Raw genomic sequence first — 19,705 nt, 5'->3', positions numbered from 1 at the left:
TATTGGTCGTTGGTGACAAGTTAGTTTAGACAAAAGAGGATTTTAACAATTTTTGTCGAATAGAATAACTAGGTGGTATTGATGGCTTATTCAAGAGAAATGATTGAAAGAGTGATAGAAGCAAATGACATAATAGATGTTATTTCAGAGTATGTAGAATTAAAAAAAGCGGGAAAAGAATTTAAAGGTCTGTGCCCTTTTCATAGGGAAAAAACACCATCTTTTATGGTCAGTCAAGAAAAACAGGTTTATCACTGTTTTGGATGTAATGCCAGTGGAAATGTCGTTACTTTTATAATGGATATTGAAAATTTGACTTTTAAAGATGCAATTGAATTTTTAGCGGACAGAGTAGGAATAACTCTTGAAGAGGTCGAGTTGACAGAAAAGGAGTATCAAAAAAAGAAACTTATTGGGGAAATATGCAAAGTAAATAAATTAGCAGCTGTGTATTTTTACAATAAGCTTTTTTCTGAAGAAGGCAGACAAGCTTTAGCTTATATAAGAAAAAGAGGTTTAACAGAAGCTACGATAAAGAAATTTGGAATAGGTTATTCGCCACCTGAGGGAAATGGTCTTTTAAATTTTTTAAAGGAAAAAGGTTACACAGAAAGTTTTTTATTAAAGGCGGGACTTTTGTCACAAAAAAATAACCGCTATTACGACAGATTTAGAAATAGAGTAATGTTTCCTATTATAGATTTAAAGGGAAATGTTATAGGTTTTGGAGGCCGAGCAATTGATGATAGTTTGCCTAAATATTTAAACACACCTGAGACGGAAGTTTTTAAAAAAGGCAAAACCCTATTTGCAATAAATTTTGCTAAAAAAACTCAACAAGATAAATTTATAATTGTAGAAGGATATATGGATGCTATTTCTTTACATCAGGCCGGAATAGATTGTGCTGTGGCTTCTTTAGGAACTGCTTTGACAGAGGACCAAGCAAAACTTATAAAAAGATATAAAAGAAATGTTATAATTGCCTACGATGCAGATGAAGCTGGTGTTAGTGCTGCCATAAGGGGACTTGACATTCTCGATGAATTGAATTTAAATATAAAAGTATTGACTATACCTGAGGGGAAAGACCCTGATGAGTTTATAAAAAAGGAAGGAGTAGAAGCATTTAATCAATTAATAGAAAATGCCGAGAGTTTAATTGAGTTTAAAGCAAAAGTATACAGAAAAAATCTTGATCTTGATAATCCTCAAGATAGAATAGTATATGTTAAAAAAATTGCAAAAGATATTGCAAACCTTTCTGATGAAGTGAAAAGAGAAGTTTATATTTCTTCCGTAGCTAAAGTTGCCCAAATACCTGAAAATGCAGTGAGAACAGAGGTTAGTCGTTTTGTCAATAGGAAAATTAGAAAAAATCAAAAAAATATGTATATGGCTGGTAATATAAGGCATAATATATACAGTAGTAATAAAATATCGCCTGAAAAATACTTAATTGCATTGATACTGTATGATAATGATCTTTACAAAAGGATAAAAGAGACAATTACTCCTGATATGTTGGAGAATGTTAAGTTAAGGCCAGTTTTTGAAGAAATAATGTCAAGGCTGGAAGTTGGAGAAAAAGTTCAAATAAACGACATTGTATATTTATTACAAGAAGAAAATCTCATATCTGAGTTTAACGATATTATTAAAGCTTTTTACGAGAGTGAAAATATTACAGAACAAGCTGCAGATGATATTATAAACAAGATTCTCATTAATAGTTTGGCAGTTAAAAGAGAAAACATCAAAAGAGCTATAAATGAGGCTCATATGTTGGGGGATATAGAAAAAGAGAGACAGCTTTTAATAGAATTACAAAATTGTGAAAAGGAGATGCTAAAGATAAAAAATGGCCAAAAAGAAAGAAACCCATAGGGAGGGGAAACCTATGAACAACGAAGAATTGTCTAAAGATGCCATTACAGAACTTATAAATAAAGGCAAAAAAACTGGGATGCTCACCTACAATGAGATAATGGATTCCTTAGAGGATATTGATTTAAATCCTGACCAAATTGAGAAAGTTTATGATGCTTTTGAAGACATGGGAATTGAAATTGTTGGTGAGGAACCCCGTCAAGAAGAAATAAATGAAGAGGATTTAGATTTAGATCTTTCTCTTCCTGAAGGAATTAGTATAGATGATCCTGTTAGAATGTATTTAAAAGAGATAGGAAAGATTCCTCTTTTAACTCCTGAGGAAGAGATTGAATTAGCAAAAAGAATTGAACAAGGGGACGAAGAAGCTAAAAAAAGACTTATAGAAGCCAATTTAAGATTGGTTGTAAGTATAGCAAAAAGATATGTAGGTAGAGGAATGCTTTTTTTAGACCTGATACAAGAAGGGAATTTAGGATTACTTAAGGCTGTTGAAAAGTTTGACTATAGAAAAGGCTACAAATTCAGTACTTATGCTACGTGGTGGATAAGGCAGGCTATTACAAGAGCTATTGCAGACCAAGCGAGAACTATAAGAATTCCTGTGCACATGGTAGAAACTATCAACAAGTTGATAAGAGTCCAAAGACAATTGCTGCAGGAATTAGGTCGCGAACCTACGCCTGAAGAGTTAGCTAAAGAGATGGGAATGCCAGAAGAAAAAGTAAGAGAGATAATGAAAATAGCTCAAGAGCCTGTATCTTTGGAGACTCCTATAGGGGAAGAAGAAGACAGCCATTTGGGGGATTTTATACCCGATGAAGATGCCCCAGCTCCAGCAGAGGCTGCTGCATTTACAATGCTAAAAGAGCAATTAATGGATGTTCTTGACACTTTAACTCCAAGGGAAGAGAAAGTACTAAGACTGAGATTTGGACTTGATGACGGTCGAGCAAGGACTTTAGAGGAAGTAGGAAAAGAATTTAATGTAACAAGAGAACGCATAAGGCAAATTGAAGCAAAAGCTTTGAGAAAGTTGAGACATCCCAGCAGGAGTAAAAAATTAAAAGATTTTCTTGATTAAATGAGCTTCTTGACAATAGGGCAAAAATCGGTATAATTATTATTGTATTCCTCAGTAGCTCAAGGGTAGAGCAACCGGCTGTTAACCGGTAGGTTGTAGGTTCGAATCCTACCTGAGGAGCCACTTTTTGGGCCTTTAGCTCAGCTGGCAGAGCGGTCGGCTCATAACCGATTGGTCCGGGGTTCGAATCCCTGAAGGCCCACCATTTTGAAAAAAGCATTTAGCTTTAAATGCTTTTTTTATTTTTATACTTTTTAGGAGGATTACATGAAATTTACTCAACGATTAAAAAAAATTGTTGAATATATTCCTAAGGATTCAAAAGTAGCAGATATAGGCACTGATCATGGTTTTATTCCTGTTTACCTTATTGAAAACAAAATAGCTACCTATGTTGTGGCATCAGATCTAAATGAAGCCTCATTGAATAAAGCTGTAAAAGAAGTTGAGAAAAGAAATTTGCAATCTTTGATAGACACGAGGTTAGGTGATGGTCTTCATGTTTTGTTGCCAGGGGAAGTAGACGTGGTTGTCATTGCAGGTATGGGAGGAATTTTAATTACAAAAATATTAGAAGAAGGAAAAGATATTGCAAAAACTATTAAAAAATTTTTACTTCAACCAATGAGAGATTCGGCATATTTGAGGGAATACTTAATAGAAAATGGATATAAAATTTGTGATGAGGAATTAGTTAAGGAAAAGCAAAAATATTATGAAATAATAGTAGCAGAACATGGTAGACAAAAAGTCAAAAATGACATATATTATGAAATAGGAGAAAAACTTATACAAAAAAGACATCCTCTGTTAAAAGAATTCTTACAGTATAAAATTGACAAAATGAAACAAATTATAGATAAACTTCCTAAGTGCAATAAAAAGCGTAAGCAATTAGAGGAAAAAGTAAAGAAATTCGAGGTGTTAATAAATGGGCTTGAAATGCCAAGTGATAGCTTCCATAATGGATAAGCTTGCACCGCGTAAATTTGCAGAAGAATGGGATAACGTAGGATTATTGGTAGGAGATGGCTCTAAAGAGGTTTCCAAAATTTTGGTAGCTTTAGATGCTACTTTTGAAGTAGTTAAGGAAGCAGTTAATAAAAAAGTAGATATGATTGTAACTCATCATCCGTTAATTTTTAAGCCAATAAAAAATATTAGAACTGATAATCCAGTAGGCTCATTGCTAATACAACTTATTAAAAATGATATTTCCCTTTACGCGGCCCATACCTCTTTTGACATAGCTCCAAATGGTATGAATGATATTTTGTGCAATGTCTTAGGAATATACGATAGGGAAGTTTTGGATGTCACTTATTCCGAAGGATATAAAAAGATTGTAGTTTATGTGCCACAAGGATATGAAGAAGTAGTAAGAAATGCTATGTGCAGTGCAGGTGCTGGCTTTATTGGGAATTACAGCGATTCTACTTTCCAAAGTCGAGGCATTGGAACTTATAGACCTTTAGAAGGAACAAACCCGTTTATTGGTGAAATAGGAAAATTAGAAAAGACAGAAGAAGTAAAGATAGAAACTATAGTACCTCAGAAATATTTAGAAAAAGTAGTTACTGCAATGCTGAATGTCCACCCCTATGAAGAGGTTGCTTATGATATTTATCCTTTGGAAAATATTAAAGAGGAATATGGACTGGGAAGAATTGGAACTATTTCGGAGATTACGTTGCAAGAGTTAGTTTTGCAAGTAAAAACGAAACTTAAAATTAATAACTTGAGAGTAGTAGGTGATCTAAATAAAAAGATTAAAAAAGTAGCCGTATGTGGTGGAAGCGGTGCAAGTCTTATTCACAAGGCTGCTTTGAGAGGAGCAGATGTGTTAATAACAGCAGATATAGGCTATCACGATGCTGTAGAGGCCCAACACCTCGGATTATCTTTGATTGATGCGGGACATTTTGCAACAGAGAATATTGCAGTAAGATTTATCGCCGAATATATAGTTGACGAAACTCAAAGACAGGGGTATGAAATAGAAGTATTAGTGAGTGAGGTTCAAAAAGATCCTTTTGTGTATGTATAATTGTATTGACAAAACTGAGTATATATGATAACCTATATTAGGTTGATATAAGAAAAATATATAAAAATAATGCATGTGAGTAAGTCGGATGGCCGCGTGCGATTTGCGCACGAGGAAAGTCCGAGCTCCACAGGGCAGGGTGCCGGGTAATACCCGGTGGAGGCGACTCCAAGGAAAGTGCAACAGAAATATACCGCCTGGCACTCAACTTATTAAGTGCCGGGTAAGGGTGGAAAGGTGAGGTAAGAGCTCACCAGGGACCAGGCGACTGGTCTGCTCTGCAAACCCCACCCGGAGCAAGGCGAATAGGAGGGAGTAGGTGGCCCGCCGTTTCCCTCGGGTTATGCCGCTGGAGGTGTCAGGCAACTGGCACCCTAGATAGATGGCCATCCTCGACAGAACTCGGCTTATAGACTTGCTCACATGCTGAAAAGTCCTGCTTTCCGCGGGTCTTATTTTTTATTTGTCACTATTTTGCCAGCTTAAAATTTGTTTGATCTATAAATTTTTGTTTGATTAAAAAACTCTTTTTTGCTAATATTATATATGACATAATTATTATAAAAGGAGAGATTTAGATGAGCGTACATATTGGTGCTAAAGAAAACGAAATTGCTCAAACAGTGTTATTGCCAGGAGATCCTTTAAGGGCTAAATACATAGCGGAAAATTTCCTTGAAGAGGCGAAATGTTACAATGAAGTCAGAGGGATGTATGGTTTTACAGGATATTATAAAGGGAAAAGAGTGTCAGTTCAAGGAACAGGGATGGGAGTACCTTCTTTGTCTATTTATGTAAATGAACTTATAACCAGTTATAACGTGAAAAATCTTATAAGAATAGGTACATGTGGTTCTCTGCAACCAGATATCAAGATTAGAGATATAGTAATTGCTATGAGTTCGTCTACGGACTCTGCAATAAATAAAATTAGGTTTAATGGTATGGATTATGCTCCTACAGCAAGTTTTAAGTTATTAAAAAAAGCTTATGATAAAGCGATAGAGTTAGGAATACAACCTAAAGTAGGAAATATTCTTACAACGGATACTTTTTATAATGATGACCCAGACAGCTGGAAACTATGGGCGAAGTTTGGTGTTTTGGCAGTAGAGATGGAAACTGCAGGACTATATACTTTGGCTGCTAAGTACAATGTAGATGCTCTTACAATATTGACAGTGAGCGATAGCTTGGTTACTGGAGAAGCGACGACAGCAGAAGAGAGGCAAAAGACTTTTATGGACATGGTAAAGATTGCATTAGAAATAGCTGAATAATTTTTAAAAGAGGATAACCTTGTTTATCCTCTTTTAAAATAATTAAAAAAGGAGCTGATAGTTGATGAAACCTTTAAAATTTAAGCCTATTTTTATGGAAAGAATATGGGGAGGTACTGCATTAAGAGATAAATTTGGATTTGATATTCCCGAGGGTAAAAAAATTGGAGAATTGTGGACAATATCTGATAATAGAACGGCTGTCAGTGTAATTGAGAGTGGAGAATTTAATGGCCAAAAACTAAGTGATATAGCTTACAAATTTTCTGAAGATATATATGGCAAAGGGGTAAATTATCGAAGATTTCCTTTACTCATCAAAATAATCGATGCGCAAGACAAACTTTCTGTCCAAGTTCATCCAGATGATGAATATGCTTTTAAATATGAAAATGGCGATTCTGGAAAAACCGAGATGTGGTATATAATAGATGCAAAACCAGGAGCTAAACTTGTATGTGGCTTAAAAGAAGGAACTACAAAAGAAGAATTTAAAAGGCTATTAGAGGAAGAAAGATTAGAAGAGTGTTTAAAAGAAATAGAAATAAAACCAGGAGATGTGGTTTACATACCTTCAGGGATGGTGCATGCTATAGGTGAAGGTATACTTATTTGTGAAATTCAACAAAATTCAGACCTTACCTATAGAGTGTATGATTACAATAGAGTAGATGAATTTGGAAGAAAAAGAGAGTTACATATAGAAAAAGCATTAGATGTTATAGATTTTAATTTAAAAACAGATAAAATAATACCTGAATTTGAAGAAATACAAGGCGGACGCATATCTCATGTTGTTAAATCCCCATATTTTCAGGTAAGTATAATTGAGATAAATGAAGAGGTAAAAATAGATACAGAAGGAAAATTTAACACTTTAACAGCTGTAGAAGGATATTGTAGAATTGCCTATACTGAAGGCACCACTGATTTAAAAGCAGGAGAGACTGTGTTAATACCTGCTTCTATTACGAGTTACACAATGGAAGGAAATTGCAAGGTCCTCAAAGCTTATATATAGAAAGCGTAAATATTGACAACCTTTTATTAAAATTGTATAATAAAAAAGCAAGAAGTGGGGTTATAGCTCAGCTGGTCAGAGCGCTACGTTGACATCGTAGAGGTCACAGGTTCGAATCCTGTTAACCCCACCATTTTTTATATAGGTTGTATGGGGTATAGCTCAGTAGGGAGAGCACGTGCTTCGCATGCATGAGGTGAGGGGTTCGAATCCCCTTATCTCTGCCAAACCGAAGGAAAATATTTTTATCGATAGATTTATTTTTTTATCACAAGATATAACCAAATCATGCAAATGAGGAGGTTATATCTTTATATTGTATATGGGTAAAAATTTGGATTAATGATTGTTATGTGGATAACCAAGTTTTACATGAAATATGCCTATGGCGAATTGCTGTTTAAACAATACTTTTTTGAATACTATGGCTTGAAAAGGGGAAAGTAAAGAGAAAAATATTGAAAACATTTTATCAAAAATATATAATAGTAACATGATACCAAATTATTGGAGGGATTTTTATGGATTTAAATTCCTACATAGATGATATGAGAGATGACATTATAAAATCTGTTCAAGAATTGGTCAGGATAAAAAGCGTACGAGATGAACCGAGACCAGGAATGCCTTATGGAGAAGGTGTTGCTAAGGCATTGGACAAAGCTTTAGAGATTGCACAAAGTTTAGGCTTTAAAACTAAAAATGTAGATGGCTATGTAGGGTATGCAGAATACGGCGAAGGAGAAGAAATGATAGGAGTTTTGGGACATTTAGATGTAGTTCCAGAAGGTGATGGGTGGACTTATCATCCGTATGGTGCCGAAATCCATCAGGGAAAGATATATGGAAGAGGTACTGTAGATGATAAAGGCCCAATAATTGCGGCTTTATATGGCTTAAAAGCTATAAAAGATGCAGGATTGAAGCTTTCGAAGAGAGTAAGGATTTTATTTGGTACAAATGAAGAGAATGGTTCTCACGAAATTCCTTATTATTTAAAACACGATGAAGCGCCTACAATGGGCTTTACTCCAGATGCCCAATATCCAATTATATATGCAGAAAAAGGTATAACAATGTTTGATGTAGTAAAAGAGTTTAATAAAAAGCCCAGTAATATAGTTATAGAATATATCAAAGGTGGAGAAAGGCCCAATGTAGTGCCAGGCTATTGTGAAGCTGGTCTAAAGGTAAAAGAAGCAGATAAGAAGAAAGAAATTCAAGATAAGTTAGAAGCTTTCGTAAAAGAGACTGGTTATAATTTGAAGGCTGAAGAAAAAGGGGAAATGCTTGTAATCAAATCAGTAGGGGTTTCAGCTCATGGCAGTCTTCCGCATTTAGGAAAAAATGCTATAATGCAGTTATTTCTCTTCCTTGACAGAATCGATTTAGAAGATAGCGATGTCAGAGATTTTATACGATTCTTTGCTACAAATGTCGGGATGGAAACAGATGGAAAAACTTTTGGAATATACTTAAAAGATGAAACAGGAGAATTGACTTTTAACGTTGGCACTATTCAATTGGATGAAAGCAAAGGAGTGTTAGGTTTAAATATCAGATATCCTGTAAAATATAAATACGAGGATTGGATGAATATTTTCGAAGAGAAAATCAAATCTAATGGAATGAGAATAGAAGACATGCTCCATCAGCCACCTTTATATTTCCCACCAGACCATCCTTTGATAAAAACTTTGAGCAAAGTTTATGAAGAACAGACGGGACAGAAAGCAGAGCTTTTAGCAATAGGTGGAGGAACTTACGCGAAAGAGATGCCTAACACAGTGGCATTTGGGCCTGTTTTCCCCGACAAACCAGAATTAGCCCATCAAGCAGATGAGTATATAGAAATTGAAGATTTAATATTAAATGCAAAAATTTATGCTCACGCTATATATGAATTAGCGAAATAAAATCCCCTCTTCTGAGGGGTTTTATTTTAAACTAAAATATAATTTATTTTTTTCTAGCATAAATCCTATTTCTTCCCTAGGTAAAGATGTATTATTAGAATATACTGAAATGACACCAATATCACGTAAAAGCTCAGAAACAGTCTTTATAATTTGTTTTTCTAATTCTTTTTTGTCAATTTCTTTTTCAAAAGCTACAGAAAGATCATTAATTATAATTCTATTTACTGGCTCATAGGGGTCCTCGAAAATTACTGAGCAAAACGAAAGGAATGTGGTTTATAATGAAAAATTCTAAACTATTAGTTATAAGTGCGATTATTACTTTATCAACGATATTTTTTGACAAATTTAAAGATTATTCAAACTTTAAACACGGATTAGGATTGCCTTTCAAATTTTTAGAGTATTACGATTATAATATACCAAATAATAATTTAGAATTACTTTCTTTAAATAACATAACTAAAATAAGCTTTAGAGCTGATATATTTTTATTTTCTGTTTTAATTATATTTTTAATCTTAAAATATTCTATTAAACTATATTATAGAATTAATGTATTTGTCAAGTGAAAAATGGTTCTTGATAGTGTCAAGATTTTGTGGTGAATTGTAATTTCAAATGAAAAAGCAATCTTGGGGAGGTTATTTTACTATGAAAATCGTACGTATTTTTTTAATTGCAACTTTGCTTCTATTAATGGTGAGTGGAACCGCAGTGGCGGTAGAAAAAAATGATATAACGCCAGCAATCGCCAAAAAAGCGGCAATTTTTCATATTTTAAACGATATACAAACCGATACTAATTCAGAGTGGAAAGGAGGCAAGGTCACTCTTTCAAAAGCTTAGACCGTCTTTGACTTAAACAACGAGGTCAGGGGTTATTTGTTTAATATTCAAGTTAATGGCCAAGACGCGGGCTTCGTTTTTATTGGAAATTCTCTTGACGAATATCCTGTCCTAAGCTTCAGCTATGAAGGAAAAGTGTTTGACGATATACAACGTAATAGCATAAGAAAGACAGTGAAAGGAGAAATTGTAGGAGAAAAAATGGTGAGTCTTGGTGCAGGGCGATTTGCTCTTCAATTCGAAATGAAGAACGGTAATAAGATCATTAAAGCTCCAAACGGTAGCAAACTTTTTATACATAAAGTTTCTAGGTACGAAAATGCTGATCAGCGCAAAAGAAGCGATAAAGAAATAGAAAAAGCAAGGTTGTTCTGGAAACATATTTTTATGAGTGTGGCTGAAATTGGTAATGACCACGACGGTGTGACAGACATAGACCCTAGTAATTGGGAAACGGGTTATGATAGTATGAACAGAAATTATATTTCAAATGTACCGGATATCAACCAATGGCAATACGAAGAAGGACAATGGACCGGTTGTGCTCCTACTGCTGGTTCCAATGTTATGGCATATTGGGCCAATAAAGATACCAATTACCAAAACTTAATGCCTACAACCCAGGAAGATGTAGTCATGGCTCTCAGGGAAACGATGGGAACAACGCAAACGTCTGACGGCGCAGGTAGTACGAAGATTTATAATATTGAAGATGGTATGAGAGATTATGCGCATAATCAAGGCCTAACTAACGCCACCTTCAAAAATTTTGGAAACTGGTTTTTTGGCACCAGTGTATCCTATGCTGATTTCAAAAATGAAATTGATGCCCAAAGACCAAATTTATTGTCCTTTATTGATCAAACTTATTATGGTGAACATACTGTAACTGGAGTTGGTTACAAGGAATACGTATATAACGGTTCATCAAACGGTCACCAGTATATGGTAATTCATGATAATTGGTCTACAACCACCAGAACAATTTATGTGGCTTATGGCAGGGATTACAACTACGTGGTAATGACACAGTTTATTCCCTCGTAGGCCCTTAAAAGAAAACGGCGGGCCAGAACCGGTCCTGTCGATGTGCGCCCGGGCATGGGCTTTGTCCATAGTGTGAAAGTCCCGATGAAGATAGATCAGGAAGAGGTGTGCATAATGACTTCCAACCTTTATTGCGTCCGAAGCTTTCATTAACGTATCCCAAATTGCAACAATATGCAATGCTGTGAACCAAATTTCTGAAGAGCAAGGTACGGGAATCCGCACGCCGGGCTCTGTGAGGGGGGGTAGGCCGCCGATTGGGCGGCTCTTTCTACTCGGAGAAGGGGGTTAATCACCCCCGCCTACTCGATTTATCTCTTATTAGGAGGGTTGAACTCATGCCATTTAAGAATTTTCTTAAACCTGTATTTTTTTTACTTTTGATAATTACCATTATCGTCTTCATGCTTTTGCTAAAGAACAATGCTACAGTTGGTGAAAGAGTACCTTCGCTTCCCGAGGCCATAAAATTGGCGAAACGCTATACTCCTTTAATTTTTGTTGAAAATACTGATATCACCCTACCGGGTCCTCGTAAACGAGTTCTCTACGGCTTCGATAAGAATGGGAAGAAACTTGTGGTATGGGTACGAAACGGTAATGAGCCTCCAAACTTTGTATATCTTGAGCAGGGAATAACCGAAATCAAAGCCAGAGAAATTTTAGAGGCACGAGGTGTGCCAAAGAGTGCCATCCGTTCGTTAGTTTTGGACTTCAGAGCAACATCTGAAAATGCTAAAGAAAGAGAAAAAATAACAGAAGTTTATTGGAGTGATTATGTCACAAACGAAGAAAAGCATGAAGTTTACTTTATTGATTTTTACTCGGGGAAAATCCTGGAATCTAAAACAATCAAATAATATCTTGATTTTAGTGCCGGCGCCATGATCTTAAATTCTTATAGGTTTAACTCACTTTTTGAAGAAGAAGCCTACTATACTTGACTGTAAAAGCAGGTCGGGTCAGGAAGCCAAATAGTACTGTTTAACTCCGGACAATTGTCTGGAGTTAAACAGCTTTAGTTAAGGAGGAAATTATCTCATAAATTGGAGTTATTTCGCGTTTTTTGGAGGAGTAAGCCTAATTTTAGCAACTAACTGTTTTCATGAGGGACGAATTCCCAGAAAGCTTACTAAAATTGTTATTATTACACCTTTTACGACATTTGTTCATGGGTTTGTCTTTCTCACCATACTTGAATAAGTTAAAGTCAAAGTGGCTGTACTTATTCGCCCCTCAAGAAGTCAAGTCAGCTACTTATTTGTTTCGAGCATAGTGTAAAATTATCGTAGGATTTTTTGAGTAAAAAAAACAAGAGACAACCCCTCTGATAAAATAGATTATGGAAAACAAAACAACACAGAAAGGGGTGTCTCTTGTGAAAAAAATATCTTTGAAGATATTATACTACAAAATGCTCTAAATTTCACTAGAGAAGTGATAGAAATTTTTAGCGATTTATTAAACGAAGGAATGGATATTACAAGACTTGTAGCAAAAATAAAGGGAATCACGGACAAACTAGGTAGAGAGGCAATAGAAGCGATTATTGAAGAGTTAGACAAGATAATAAAAGAAGACAAGAGAAGGAAAGAAAAATGGGTAGTAGAGAGGAAAGATAAAAAGAGATTAACCTAATATTACGGTTTTGAATATAGGGAAAGTAACGCCAATATATAGGGTTTTAAGAGCATTAAAATATGCACAAGTTATATAAAAAGCATGATAAGTTGAAGGCTGAAATTAACTAAGTTACAGGGGTTGTCTTAAAAAATCCTACAGTATCTTGACACTATCCTTAAAAAATTTGTGATTGACATGGTTTAGAAGGATGTATATAATAAAAATGAAGAGTGGGGTTATAGCTCAGCTGGTCAGAGCGCTACGCTCACATCGTAGAGGCCACAGGTTCGAATCCTGTTAACCCCACCAGTAAGTTGAAGGTTTCCGGCATGTGATATATGCCGGGATTTTTATTTTGGTTCGCAATATTTAAGTCACCTCTTGACATATTATCGAAATGCTGTAGAATGGTAGTATAATGAAAATCTTTCAGAGTTTACTTTTCAAAAACTACTATATGGAGGTTGTACAATGTACATTCCGACAATTAGTCCTTATGCTTTTAAAATTGGTCCAGTTGCTGTTCATTGGTATGGAATTTTTATGGCTATTTCTATTGCTATTGGTGGATATTATTTGTACCGACAGGCGATGAAACTGAATTACGATGAAGAGTTTTTGCTTAATCTTTTGATGATTGTCGTAATTTCAGGAGTTGTAGGTGCTCGACTTATGTTTGTGTTGGCAAATTATCCTGAGTGGTTTATTAAAAATCCTATTCAAGTGTTAAAGATTTATGAAGGTGGACTTTCATGGCATGGAGCAGTTTTAGGTGGTTTTTTAGCGGGGCTTTATTATTGTGGTAAAAAAGGTGTGAGGATAAATCCCTTGGAGGATTTTGCAGTTTTAGGTCTTGCTATTGGAAACATATTAGTTAGAATTGGCAATATTTTTAATCATGAAGTATTGGGAAGGCCGACTGAATTTGCTTTTGGGAGATGGCCTGCGCAATTAGTAGGAGTTGCTATGGGAGTAATACTTCTCATAAGGTATTTTTATATACAAAAAAAGCATATGCCTGATGGATATCAATTTTGGTCTTTTATATTTTACTATCAATTAATGAGAGGTTTAATTGAAGAAACTGTAAGGGATAATCCTTTAATATGGCCTGTATATTTAAATGAAAAATGGGGAATAGGATTTTTTACTTTAACTCAGTTAGTAACACCTTTCATTTTGATATTGGCATACTGGATGATTAGAAGGGTTTTAAATGACTCTGATAAACAATTTTACAATTAAAACTGCTTTTGAGGAGTTTTCTTATTTAAGGCAATTGAATTTATCTTTAACTATTGTTAAATTAAAAGGAAACTACTTTATTTTACCACATTTTAATGGTAAAATTATATTAGTAAATTTCTCACAGAGGAGCTGGAAAGATGGAAAAAAGAAAAGTTTTTGATGACTTATTAGTTAAAATTGACCAGAGGGCAAAAGAAATTGACGATATGAATGAATTTTATGGTGAAGTTGTTAAGATATTAGCAGACAATGTTCCTTACTACAATTGGACAGGTTTTTATTTCATGAAAGATGGAGAGTTAGTAATAGGGCCTTATATTGGTAGACCTACTGAACATGTGAGAATAAAAGTGGGACAGGGAGTTTGTGGAAGAGCTGTTGCAGAAAAAAGCACTGTAATTGTTGATGATGTTACAAAAGAAGACAATTATTTGGCTTGTAGTCTTGAGACGAAATCGGAAATTGTAGTGCCAATATGGGCTAATGGTGAGATAATAGGAGAAATAGATATTGACAGCGATGATTTAGCTGCTTTTGATGAAGAAGATAAAAGATTTTTAGAAAAAGTTGCGGAAATTATAAGTCAAAAACTCAAAAAATAGATTTCTATTTATTTTTTGTGGTATAATAATTGTGTCAGGAAGGAGGATAGGCTATGAGAGAAAGAGTAGAAGAAGTGTTAGAGCTTCTAAGGCCATCTCTTCAAGCAGATGGAGGAGATGTGGAACTTATTGACGTTACAAAGGATGGAATTGTAAAGATAAGACTGACAGGTGCTTGTGGAGGATGCCCTTTTGCTACTTTGACGCTGAAAGAAGGCATTGAAAGGGCCATCAAGGAAGAAATTCCTGAAGTAAAAGAAGTGATAGCAGTTTAAAAAATCCGGGTTATCCGGATTTTTTTTGTTATATAAGCAGGAATTTTTAACCATACATAGAATAGTATATATGGAAATATTTTCAAGGAGGTCTATGTATGGTTAAAAAAATCTGTTTAGCAGGATTGATTGCCTTAATATTATTTTTAAATTTATCAAGTGCCTATTCAGAAGCTAATACTTATTTAGAAGAAATAATATTGCAAAAAATAATGATGAAGGTACCATTTGCAAATGGGTTAAAATTAGTTGAATATAAATTGGAAAATGGATTATACAGCTTTAAATTTGAAGGAAATAATCCCTTTAAGGCTTTAAAAATTGTATATAATAGTAACAATGATAAGGTGGAATATATAGATTACTACGTAAATACCTTTATGCCTTTTGACAAAAACTTATCAGTGGTGTATTCAGAAGATGAGTCGATAATTTTAGCACACAATTTGATATCTTCGATTACAGGAGAGGAATATCAATTTGTAAAAAGCCTTTCAGATGATGAGTATATTGATGAAAGTTTAGAAAAACCATATATTTATAAGCTAATATTTAAGAAAGTGATAAATAGCCTCATAGTAAATAATAGAGAAATAGTTGTATACATAAATTCTCATTCAGGAGAAGTTGTTAAATTTTTTGGTGAAAATCTTTCGGAAGATGTGGAATATGATGATACAAAAAATATTAAAAGTGTTGATGAGATAAAAAGCTTATATCAAAGATATGTTATCCCTCAGCTTATGCTTTATAAAGAAGGCCAAAAGTACCAGTTAGTTTATATCCCCTCTTTGAATCCTTTATTTTACGGAATTGACGCTAAAAGTGGTATTTTTACTGATTATAAGGGAAATGATATTAAAGAAGAAATGGTTACACTGGATTTTGTAAAGTTAAAAGGCAATTGTTTTAATTTTAAAAATCCAGAGACAATTGCTCATGATATAGCGAGGAGTTTAAAAATAGATAAAATTTCCTTGATCAAATCCGGTTATGTGAATAATTTTTATTTGACGGGTAAACCGGCTGTGACCTATGATTGGAATTTTACAAGTTTAAAAGACAAAATTTTAAATATAAATGTAGCAATTGATTCTCACGACCAAAATATTCTTCACTTAGGTTTTGGTTATTGGAGCTATAATAAGAAAAATTTTAGAATACTTGATATGGAAGAGGCAAAGACATATGTGAAAGAACATCTTTATAATTATTTGTCTTGTGATTTTTTGGTAGCATATCCTATGAATTATCGAGATAATAAAATTTATACTTTTTATAGACAAACAAACAATACGATAATTTCTAATAATTATATAACAATTGAAACAAATGAGGAAGGAATAATTAAAAAAATAATTTTTAATTGGGATTATATTGATTTCCCAAAGATAGACAATACTATCAATATACAAGTTGCTCAAAATATTTTTATGGATAGTGGTTTTAAAATGTACTATTTTATAACAGAGAATAAAAAAGGTAAATTATTGTATATACCTAACTCTTTGGAGTTTATGATAGATGCCAGCACAGGGAAAAAGATATATTACAGTTCTTTAAATTGGGAGGAGGATTAAAATGGATAATGAAATTTTAAAACTTGAAGCGGCTGAAGAATTAGGACTTCTTGAAAAAGTAAAAAAAGTTGGATGGTCTAAGTTATCTGCCCAAGAAACTGGGAAGATAGGTTCAATAGTTAAGAAAAAGATGAAATTGAAACGGGAGGTAGGAAAAAAAGATAAGTTGTGATATACTTTATTTGAGGTGAATTATGATGGGGGATAAAAGCTTGTTTGAAGAGGCTGCTCGTCTCATTAGGCAGTCAAAAAAAACTATGGTATTGACAGGAGCGGGAATATCAACGGAAAGTGGTATACCTGATTTTAGAAGTCCAGGAACAGGCTTGTGGGAGAATTTAGATCCGATGGAGGTTTTGTCGACAAGAGTATTGTACAATTCCCCGGAAGAATTTTATAAAGTTGGTTTCAAGATTTTGTCTTCAATGAGAAATGCTGAGCCTAATGAAGCTCATTACATATTGAGCGAAATGGAGAAAGATGGTATAATTTCTGGAGTAATTACACAAAATATAGACAATCTTCATCAAAAAGCTGGTTCTAAAAATGTATTTGAAGTCCACGGCAATACGAGAGAAGGAAGTTGTTTACGTTGTGGTAAAAAAGTTTCTTTTGAAATTTTAGAGGAAAAAGTAAATAAAAAACAAATTCCTCCTTGCTGTGATGATTGTAATGGCGTATTGCGCCCAGATGTAGTGCTTTTTGGAGACCCTATGCCTTATGCATTTGATTTAGCACTAAAAGAAGTAAAGTCAAGCGATTTATTGATAGTTATAGGTTCTTCTTTGACAGTTTCACCAGTAAACTTTTTGCCAGATATGGTAAGACATTTAATAATTATAAATGCAACTGAAACTCCTTATGATTATAAAGCTGATGTAGTTATAAGAGAAAAAGCAAGTTATGCTCTTGGAAATATATGGGATATAATAAAATTTCAATAAAAAATTTGACAATTTGATATATAAGTGCTATGATAGAAAAGTAAATTATTTATCAAGTTTGGAGGAAGATATAAATGGTAAGAGGTAAAGTAAAATGGTTTAATGCCGAGAAAGGGTATGGCTTTATTGAAAGGGAGGATGGGACAGACGTATTTGTCCATTACTCAGCAATTGAAGGCGATGGCTTTAAGACATTAGAGGAAGGACAAAAAGTTGAATTCGAGGTAGTTGAAGCTGCAAAAGGACCACAAGCTTCTAAGGTAAGAAAGGTAAACTGACGCGAAATCAAACCCTAACATTGATATGTTAGGGTTTTTTAATATAGGAGGTAGGAATATGAAAGATTACATTGTAAGAGCTACAGGTTATAATAATAAAATATTAGCTATTGCAGCTTTTTCAACGCAAACTGTCCAGAAGGCTAGAGAAATTCACAATCTAACACCTACTACTTGTGCAGCTTTAGGAAGAGCTTTGACTGCTGTTGCTATGATGAGAGTTACGATGAAAGGAGAAAAAGATAAGGTTACCTTAGTTATAAAAGGTGATGGACCGATTGGTAATATCGTTGCAGTGTCAAATTACCCAGGAATTGTCAAAGGGTATGTAGGAGATCCTACAGTGGATTTGCCACTTTCTGAAAAAGGGAAATTAGATGTAGGCAAGGCTGTTGGTAAAAATGGATATGTGACTGTAATAAAGGATATAGGTTTAAAAGAACCTTACGTTGGAACTGTAAAGCTTCAAACTGGAGAAATTGGAGAAGATATAGCCTATTATTTTTATGCTTCTGAACAGATACCTTCTGCTGTTGGGGTAGGAGTGTTAGTTGGTAAAGAAGGAAATGTCTTAGCTGCTGGAGGCTTTATTATACAGTTATTGCCCGATATTGAGGAAGAAGTTGTAGCAAAGTTAGAAGAAAAACTTAAGAATATTTCTTCAGTGACAGAATTGCTGATGGAAGGACATCTGCCGGAAGATATATTGAACATTATGTTAGGGGAGTTGGGATTTGATATTTTAGAACGGACAGATTTAAAATATGAATGTGATTGTTCACAAGAAAGATTTGAAACTGCAATAATTGCGCTTGGAAAAGATGAGATAAATAAACTTATTGCAGAAGGACAATCAGTTGAAATGGTGTGCCATTTTTGTGGCAAAAAGTATATAATAGAGGAAAGTAGACTTAAAGAATTGCTGAGAATTGCAGAGGAATAAAGCAAATTTAAGAGAATCACCAATATTTTTTATTCTTAATTAGACGTAAAGGCGAAAAAATCCTCAAAATAGTGTTGACTAATAGCAGTTTTTTATGTATACTATTACTTGCACGGCAGTAAAATGGTCGTATAGCTCAGCTGGGAGAGCACCTGCCTTACAAGCAGGGGGTCATAGGTTCGAGTCCTATTGCGACCACCAGGGCCCAGTAGCTCAGTTGGTTAGAGCGCCAGCCTGTCACGCTGGAGGCCGAGGGTTCAAGTCCCTTCTGGGTCGCCAGTTATGCCTCGATAGCTCAGTTGGTAGAGCAAGGGACTGAAAATCCCTGTGTCAGTGGTTCGATTCCACTTCGAGGCACCATTTATGCGGACATAGCTCAGGTGGTAGAGCATCACCTTGCCAAGGTGAGGGTCGCGAGTTCGAGTCTCGTTGTCCGCTCCATTATGGCGACATAGCCAAGTGGTAAGGCAGAGGTCTGCAAAACCTTTATTCCCCGGTTCGAATCCGGGTGTCGCCTCCATAAAAATATAAAAGTTTAAAACATAGCGAAAAGCCCTAGAAAGGGCTTATATTTTTTGATTTTTAAAATCTAATCGTTTGTAGTCTTTTGGACTGGAGGGGAATTATGGTAAAAATTATCGACATAGAAAATATAGAACAAATTATAAAGGAAAATGATATAGTGTTTCTTTATTTTTCTACACAAGATTGCGGAATATGTACTTCATTACTTCCTAAACTTGAAAAAATGCTAGCAAATTATCCAAAAATAAAAAGTTTTCACATTCCTATTGACGAGATTCCGCTGGCTTCTGGTAAGTTTTCTGTTTTTACTGTTCCTACTGTAATAGTTTATGTGGATGGAAAAGAGGCAATAAGAGAGGCTCGCTTTATAAGTATGGACACATTGGAAGAAAAAATTTCAAAATATTATTCTTTTTTCTTTGGAGAAACTGCGTAAAACTTTATTAATGATGTGGTTTTTGCCAAGATTTTTATATAATAATATGGGATGGTATCACATAAAGACAATTTTAAAAGGAGAAGATTATGTTAGTTGTTATTTAAAATGATA

At 34.4% G+C, this 19,705-nt stretch carries 19 protein-coding genes, 9 tRNA genes, 1 other RNA gene and 1 pseudogene; all 30 read left to right on the top strand.

Translation table 11 applies throughout. The features are described 5' to 3' along the window. Positions 1–81 precede the first annotated feature (81 nt). Positions 82–1,887 (top strand): DNA primase, encoded by a 1,806-nt coding sequence (gene dnaG, locus TMATH_RS07830; protein ID WP_013150539.1) that lies wholly within the window; start codon positions 82–84, stop codon positions 1,885–1,887. 13 nt (positions 1,888–1,900) lie between these two features. Next, positions 1,901–2,974 carry an RNA polymerase sigma factor RpoD gene (gene rpoD, locus TMATH_RS07825; protein WP_013150538.1) on the top strand — a complete coding sequence of 358 codons (1,074 nt, stop codon included), beginning with the start codon at positions 1,901–1,903 and terminating at the stop codon, positions 2,972–2,974. Between the two features lie 48 nt (positions 2,975–3,022). Further along, positions 3,023–3,097, top strand: a tRNA-Asn gene (locus tag TMATH_RS07820). 6 nt (positions 3,098–3,103) lie between these two features. After that, a tRNA-Ile gene (locus tag TMATH_RS07815) sits at positions 3,104–3,179 on the top strand. Positions 3,180–3,241: 62 nt separating this feature from the next. Next, entirely contained in the window at positions 3,242–3,946 is a 705-nt protein-coding gene (locus TMATH_RS07810; RefSeq protein WP_013150537.1) for a tRNA (adenine(22)-N(1))-methyltransferase, read from the top strand. Further along, positions 3,906–5,021 (top strand): Nif3-like dinuclear metal center hexameric protein, encoded by a 1,116-nt coding sequence (locus TMATH_RS07805; RefSeq protein WP_013150536.1) that lies wholly within the window; start codon positions 3,906–3,908, stop codon positions 5,019–5,021. Before TMATH_RS07810 ends, TMATH_RS07805 begins: the two co-directional genes overlap by 41 nt. A gap of 76 nt (positions 5,022–5,097) precedes the next feature. Further along, positions 5,098–5,447: RNase P RNA component class A (gene rnpB / locus TMATH_RS11500), an RNA gene on the top strand. A 152-nt stretch (positions 5,448–5,599) separates the two neighbouring features. Next, positions 5,600–6,301, top strand: coding sequence for a purine-nucleoside phosphorylase (gene deoD, locus TMATH_RS07800; protein ID WP_013150535.1), 702 nt, complete (start codon positions 5,600–5,602; stop codon positions 6,299–6,301). 64 nt (positions 6,302–6,365) lie between these two features. Next, complete coding sequence (manA, locus tag TMATH_RS07795; RefSeq protein ID WP_013150534.1) at positions 6,366–7,322, top strand: mannose-6-phosphate isomerase, class I; 957 nt, start codon at positions 6,366–6,368, stop codon at positions 7,320–7,322. Positions 7,323–7,378: 56 nt separating this feature from the next. Continuing rightward, a tRNA-Val gene (locus TMATH_RS07790) sits at positions 7,379–7,455 on the top strand. 388 nt (positions 7,456–7,843) lie between these two features. After that, positions 7,844–9,238 (top strand): dipeptidase PepV, encoded by a 1,395-nt coding sequence (pepV, locus tag TMATH_RS07780; RefSeq protein ID WP_013150533.1) that lies wholly within the window; start codon positions 7,844–7,846, stop codon positions 9,236–9,238. A gap of 657 nt (positions 9,239–9,895) precedes the next feature. Next, positions 9,896–10,090, top strand: a complete 195-nt coding sequence (locus TMATH_RS07770; protein WP_013150531.1) for a hypothetical protein — start codon at positions 9,896–9,898, stop codon at positions 10,088–10,090. A 36-nt stretch (positions 10,091–10,126) separates the two neighbouring features. Continuing rightward, complete coding sequence (locus TMATH_RS07765) at positions 10,127–11,137, top strand: C39 family peptidase (RefSeq protein ID WP_013150530.1); 1,011 nt, start codon at positions 10,127–10,129, stop codon at positions 11,135–11,137. Positions 11,138–11,475: 338 nt separating this feature from the next. After that, positions 11,476–11,997, top strand: a complete 522-nt coding sequence (locus TMATH_RS07760) for a hypothetical protein (protein ID WP_013150529.1) — start codon at positions 11,476–11,478, stop codon at positions 11,995–11,997. A gap of 475 nt (positions 11,998–12,472) precedes the next feature. Continuing rightward, positions 12,473–12,772: pseudogene (locus TMATH_RS07755) on the top strand (UPF0236 family transposase-like protein); the annotation flags it as partial. 220 nt (positions 12,773–12,992) lie between these two features. Next, a tRNA-Val gene (locus TMATH_RS07750) sits at positions 12,993–13,069 on the top strand. A gap of 162 nt (positions 13,070–13,231) precedes the next feature. Continuing rightward, positions 13,232–14,005: a prolipoprotein diacylglyceryl transferase gene (locus TMATH_RS07745; protein WP_013150528.1), complete on the top strand. Its 774-nt coding sequence runs from the start codon at positions 13,232–13,234 to the stop codon at positions 14,003–14,005. A gap of 140 nt (positions 14,006–14,145) precedes the next feature. Continuing rightward, positions 14,146–14,610, top strand: a complete 465-nt coding sequence (locus TMATH_RS07735) for a GAF domain-containing protein (RefSeq protein ID WP_012995521.1) — start codon at positions 14,146–14,148, stop codon at positions 14,608–14,610. 53 nt (positions 14,611–14,663) lie between these two features. Continuing rightward, positions 14,664–14,885, top strand: coding sequence for a NifU family protein (locus TMATH_RS07730; RefSeq protein WP_013150527.1), 222 nt, complete (start codon positions 14,664–14,666; stop codon positions 14,883–14,885). Between the two features lie 98 nt (positions 14,886–14,983). After that, the gene (locus TMATH_RS07725) at positions 14,984–16,465 is read left to right on the top strand and encodes a hypothetical protein (RefSeq protein ID WP_013150526.1); all 1,482 of its coding nucleotides are present in this window, start codon (positions 14,984–14,986) and stop codon (positions 16,463–16,465) included. Position 16,466: 1 nt separating this feature from the next. Continuing rightward, complete coding sequence (locus tag TMATH_RS07720; protein WP_012995518.1) at positions 16,467–16,637, top strand: alpha/beta-type small acid-soluble spore protein; 171 nt, start codon at positions 16,467–16,469, stop codon at positions 16,635–16,637. Between the two features lie 25 nt (positions 16,638–16,662). Beyond that, positions 16,663–17,409, top strand: a complete 747-nt coding sequence (locus TMATH_RS07715) for an NAD-dependent protein deacylase (protein WP_198002303.1) — start codon at positions 16,663–16,665, stop codon at positions 17,407–17,409. 74 nt (positions 17,410–17,483) lie between these two features. Next, positions 17,484–17,687 carry a cold-shock protein gene (locus TMATH_RS07710; protein WP_003867228.1) on the top strand — a complete coding sequence of 68 codons (204 nt, stop codon included), beginning with the start codon at positions 17,484–17,486 and terminating at the stop codon, positions 17,685–17,687. Between the two features lie 58 nt (positions 17,688–17,745). Next, positions 17,746–18,630 (top strand): Hsp33 family molecular chaperone HslO, encoded by an 885-nt coding sequence (hslO, locus tag TMATH_RS07705; protein ID WP_013150524.1) that lies wholly within the window; start codon positions 17,746–17,748, stop codon positions 18,628–18,630. 125 nt (positions 18,631–18,755) lie between these two features. After that, a tRNA-Val gene (locus TMATH_RS07700) sits at positions 18,756–18,831 on the top strand. Position 18,832: 1 nt separating this feature from the next. After that, a tRNA-Asp gene (locus tag TMATH_RS07695) sits at positions 18,833–18,909 on the top strand. 5 nt (positions 18,910–18,914) lie between these two features. Further along, positions 18,915–18,990, top strand: a tRNA-Phe gene (locus TMATH_RS07690). A 5-nt stretch (positions 18,991–18,995) separates the two neighbouring features. Beyond that, a tRNA-Gly gene (locus TMATH_RS07685) sits at positions 18,996–19,071 on the top strand. A gap of 4 nt (positions 19,072–19,075) precedes the next feature. Next, positions 19,076–19,150 (top strand) — tRNA-Cys (locus tag TMATH_RS07680). Positions 19,151–19,255: 105 nt separating this feature from the next. Further along, positions 19,256–19,591, top strand: a complete 336-nt coding sequence (locus tag TMATH_RS07675; protein ID WP_013150523.1) for a thioredoxin family protein — start codon at positions 19,256–19,258, stop codon at positions 19,589–19,591. Positions 19,592–19,705: the final 114 nt, after the last annotated feature.

Source organism: Thermoanaerobacter mathranii subsp. mathranii str. A3, assembly GCF_000092965.1.
Taxonomy (GTDB): Bacteria; Bacillota; Thermoanaerobacteria; order Thermoanaerobacterales; family Thermoanaerobacteraceae; genus Thermoanaerobacter; species Thermoanaerobacter thermocopriae.
The sequence above is the reverse complement of the archived record's forward strand: the minus strand, read 5'-3'. Positions and strand labels throughout refer to the sequence as shown.

Bases quoted from the DNA above. Each gene is read 5' to 3' on its own strand.
- hslO (WP_013150524.1), top strand. From the start codon at position 17,746: ATGAAAGATTACATTGTAAGAGCTACAGGTTATAATAATAAAATATTA.
- TMATH_RS07760 (WP_013150529.1), top strand. From the start codon at position 11,476: ATGCCATTTAAGAATTTTCTTAAACCTGTATTTTTTTTACTTTTGATA.
- TMATH_RS07770 (WP_013150531.1), top strand. From the start codon at position 9,896: ATGAAAATCGTACGTATTTTTTTAATTGCAACTTTGCTTCTATTAATG.
- TMATH_RS07720 (WP_012995518.1), top strand. From the start codon at position 16,467: ATGGATAATGAAATTTTAAAACTTGAAGCGGCTGAAGAATTAGGACTT.
- pepV (WP_013150533.1), top strand. From the start codon at position 7,844: ATGGATTTAAATTCCTACATAGATGATATGAGAGATGACATTATAAAA.
- rpoD (WP_013150538.1), top strand. From the start codon at position 1,901: ATGAACAACGAAGAATTGTCTAAAGATGCCATTACAGAACTTATAAAT.
- TMATH_RS07805 (WP_013150536.1), top strand. From the start codon at position 3,906: ATGGGCTTGAAATGCCAAGTGATAGCTTCCATAATGGATAAGCTTGCA.
- TMATH_RS07675 (WP_013150523.1), top strand. From the start codon at position 19,256: ATGGTAAAAATTATCGACATAGAAAATATAGAACAAATTATAAAGGAA.
- TMATH_RS07730 (WP_013150527.1), top strand. From the start codon at position 14,664: ATGAGAGAAAGAGTAGAAGAAGTGTTAGAGCTTCTAAGGCCATCTCTT.
- manA (WP_013150534.1), top strand. From the start codon at position 6,366: ATGAAACCTTTAAAATTTAAGCCTATTTTTATGGAAAGAATATGGGGA.
- deoD (WP_013150535.1), top strand. From the start codon at position 5,600: ATGAGCGTACATATTGGTGCTAAAGAAAACGAAATTGCTCAAACAGTG.
- TMATH_RS07725 (WP_013150526.1), top strand. From the start codon at position 14,984: ATGGTTAAAAAAATCTGTTTAGCAGGATTGATTGCCTTAATATTATTT.
- TMATH_RS07710 (WP_003867228.1), top strand. From the start codon at position 17,484: ATGGTAAGAGGTAAAGTAAAATGGTTTAATGCCGAGAAAGGGTATGGC.
- TMATH_RS07735 (WP_012995521.1), top strand. From the start codon at position 14,146: ATGGAAAAAAGAAAAGTTTTTGATGACTTATTAGTTAAAATTGACCAG.
- TMATH_RS07745 (WP_013150528.1), top strand. From the start codon at position 13,232: ATGTACATTCCGACAATTAGTCCTTATGCTTTTAAAATTGGTCCAGTT.
- TMATH_RS07810 (WP_013150537.1), top strand. From the start codon at position 3,242: ATGAAATTTACTCAACGATTAAAAAAAATTGTTGAATATATTCCTAAG.
- dnaG (WP_013150539.1), top strand. From the start codon at position 82: ATGGCTTATTCAAGAGAAATGATTGAAAGAGTGATAGAAGCAAATGAC.
- TMATH_RS07715 (WP_198002303.1), top strand. From the start codon at position 16,663: ATGGGGGATAAAAGCTTGTTTGAAGAGGCTGCTCGTCTCATTAGGCAG.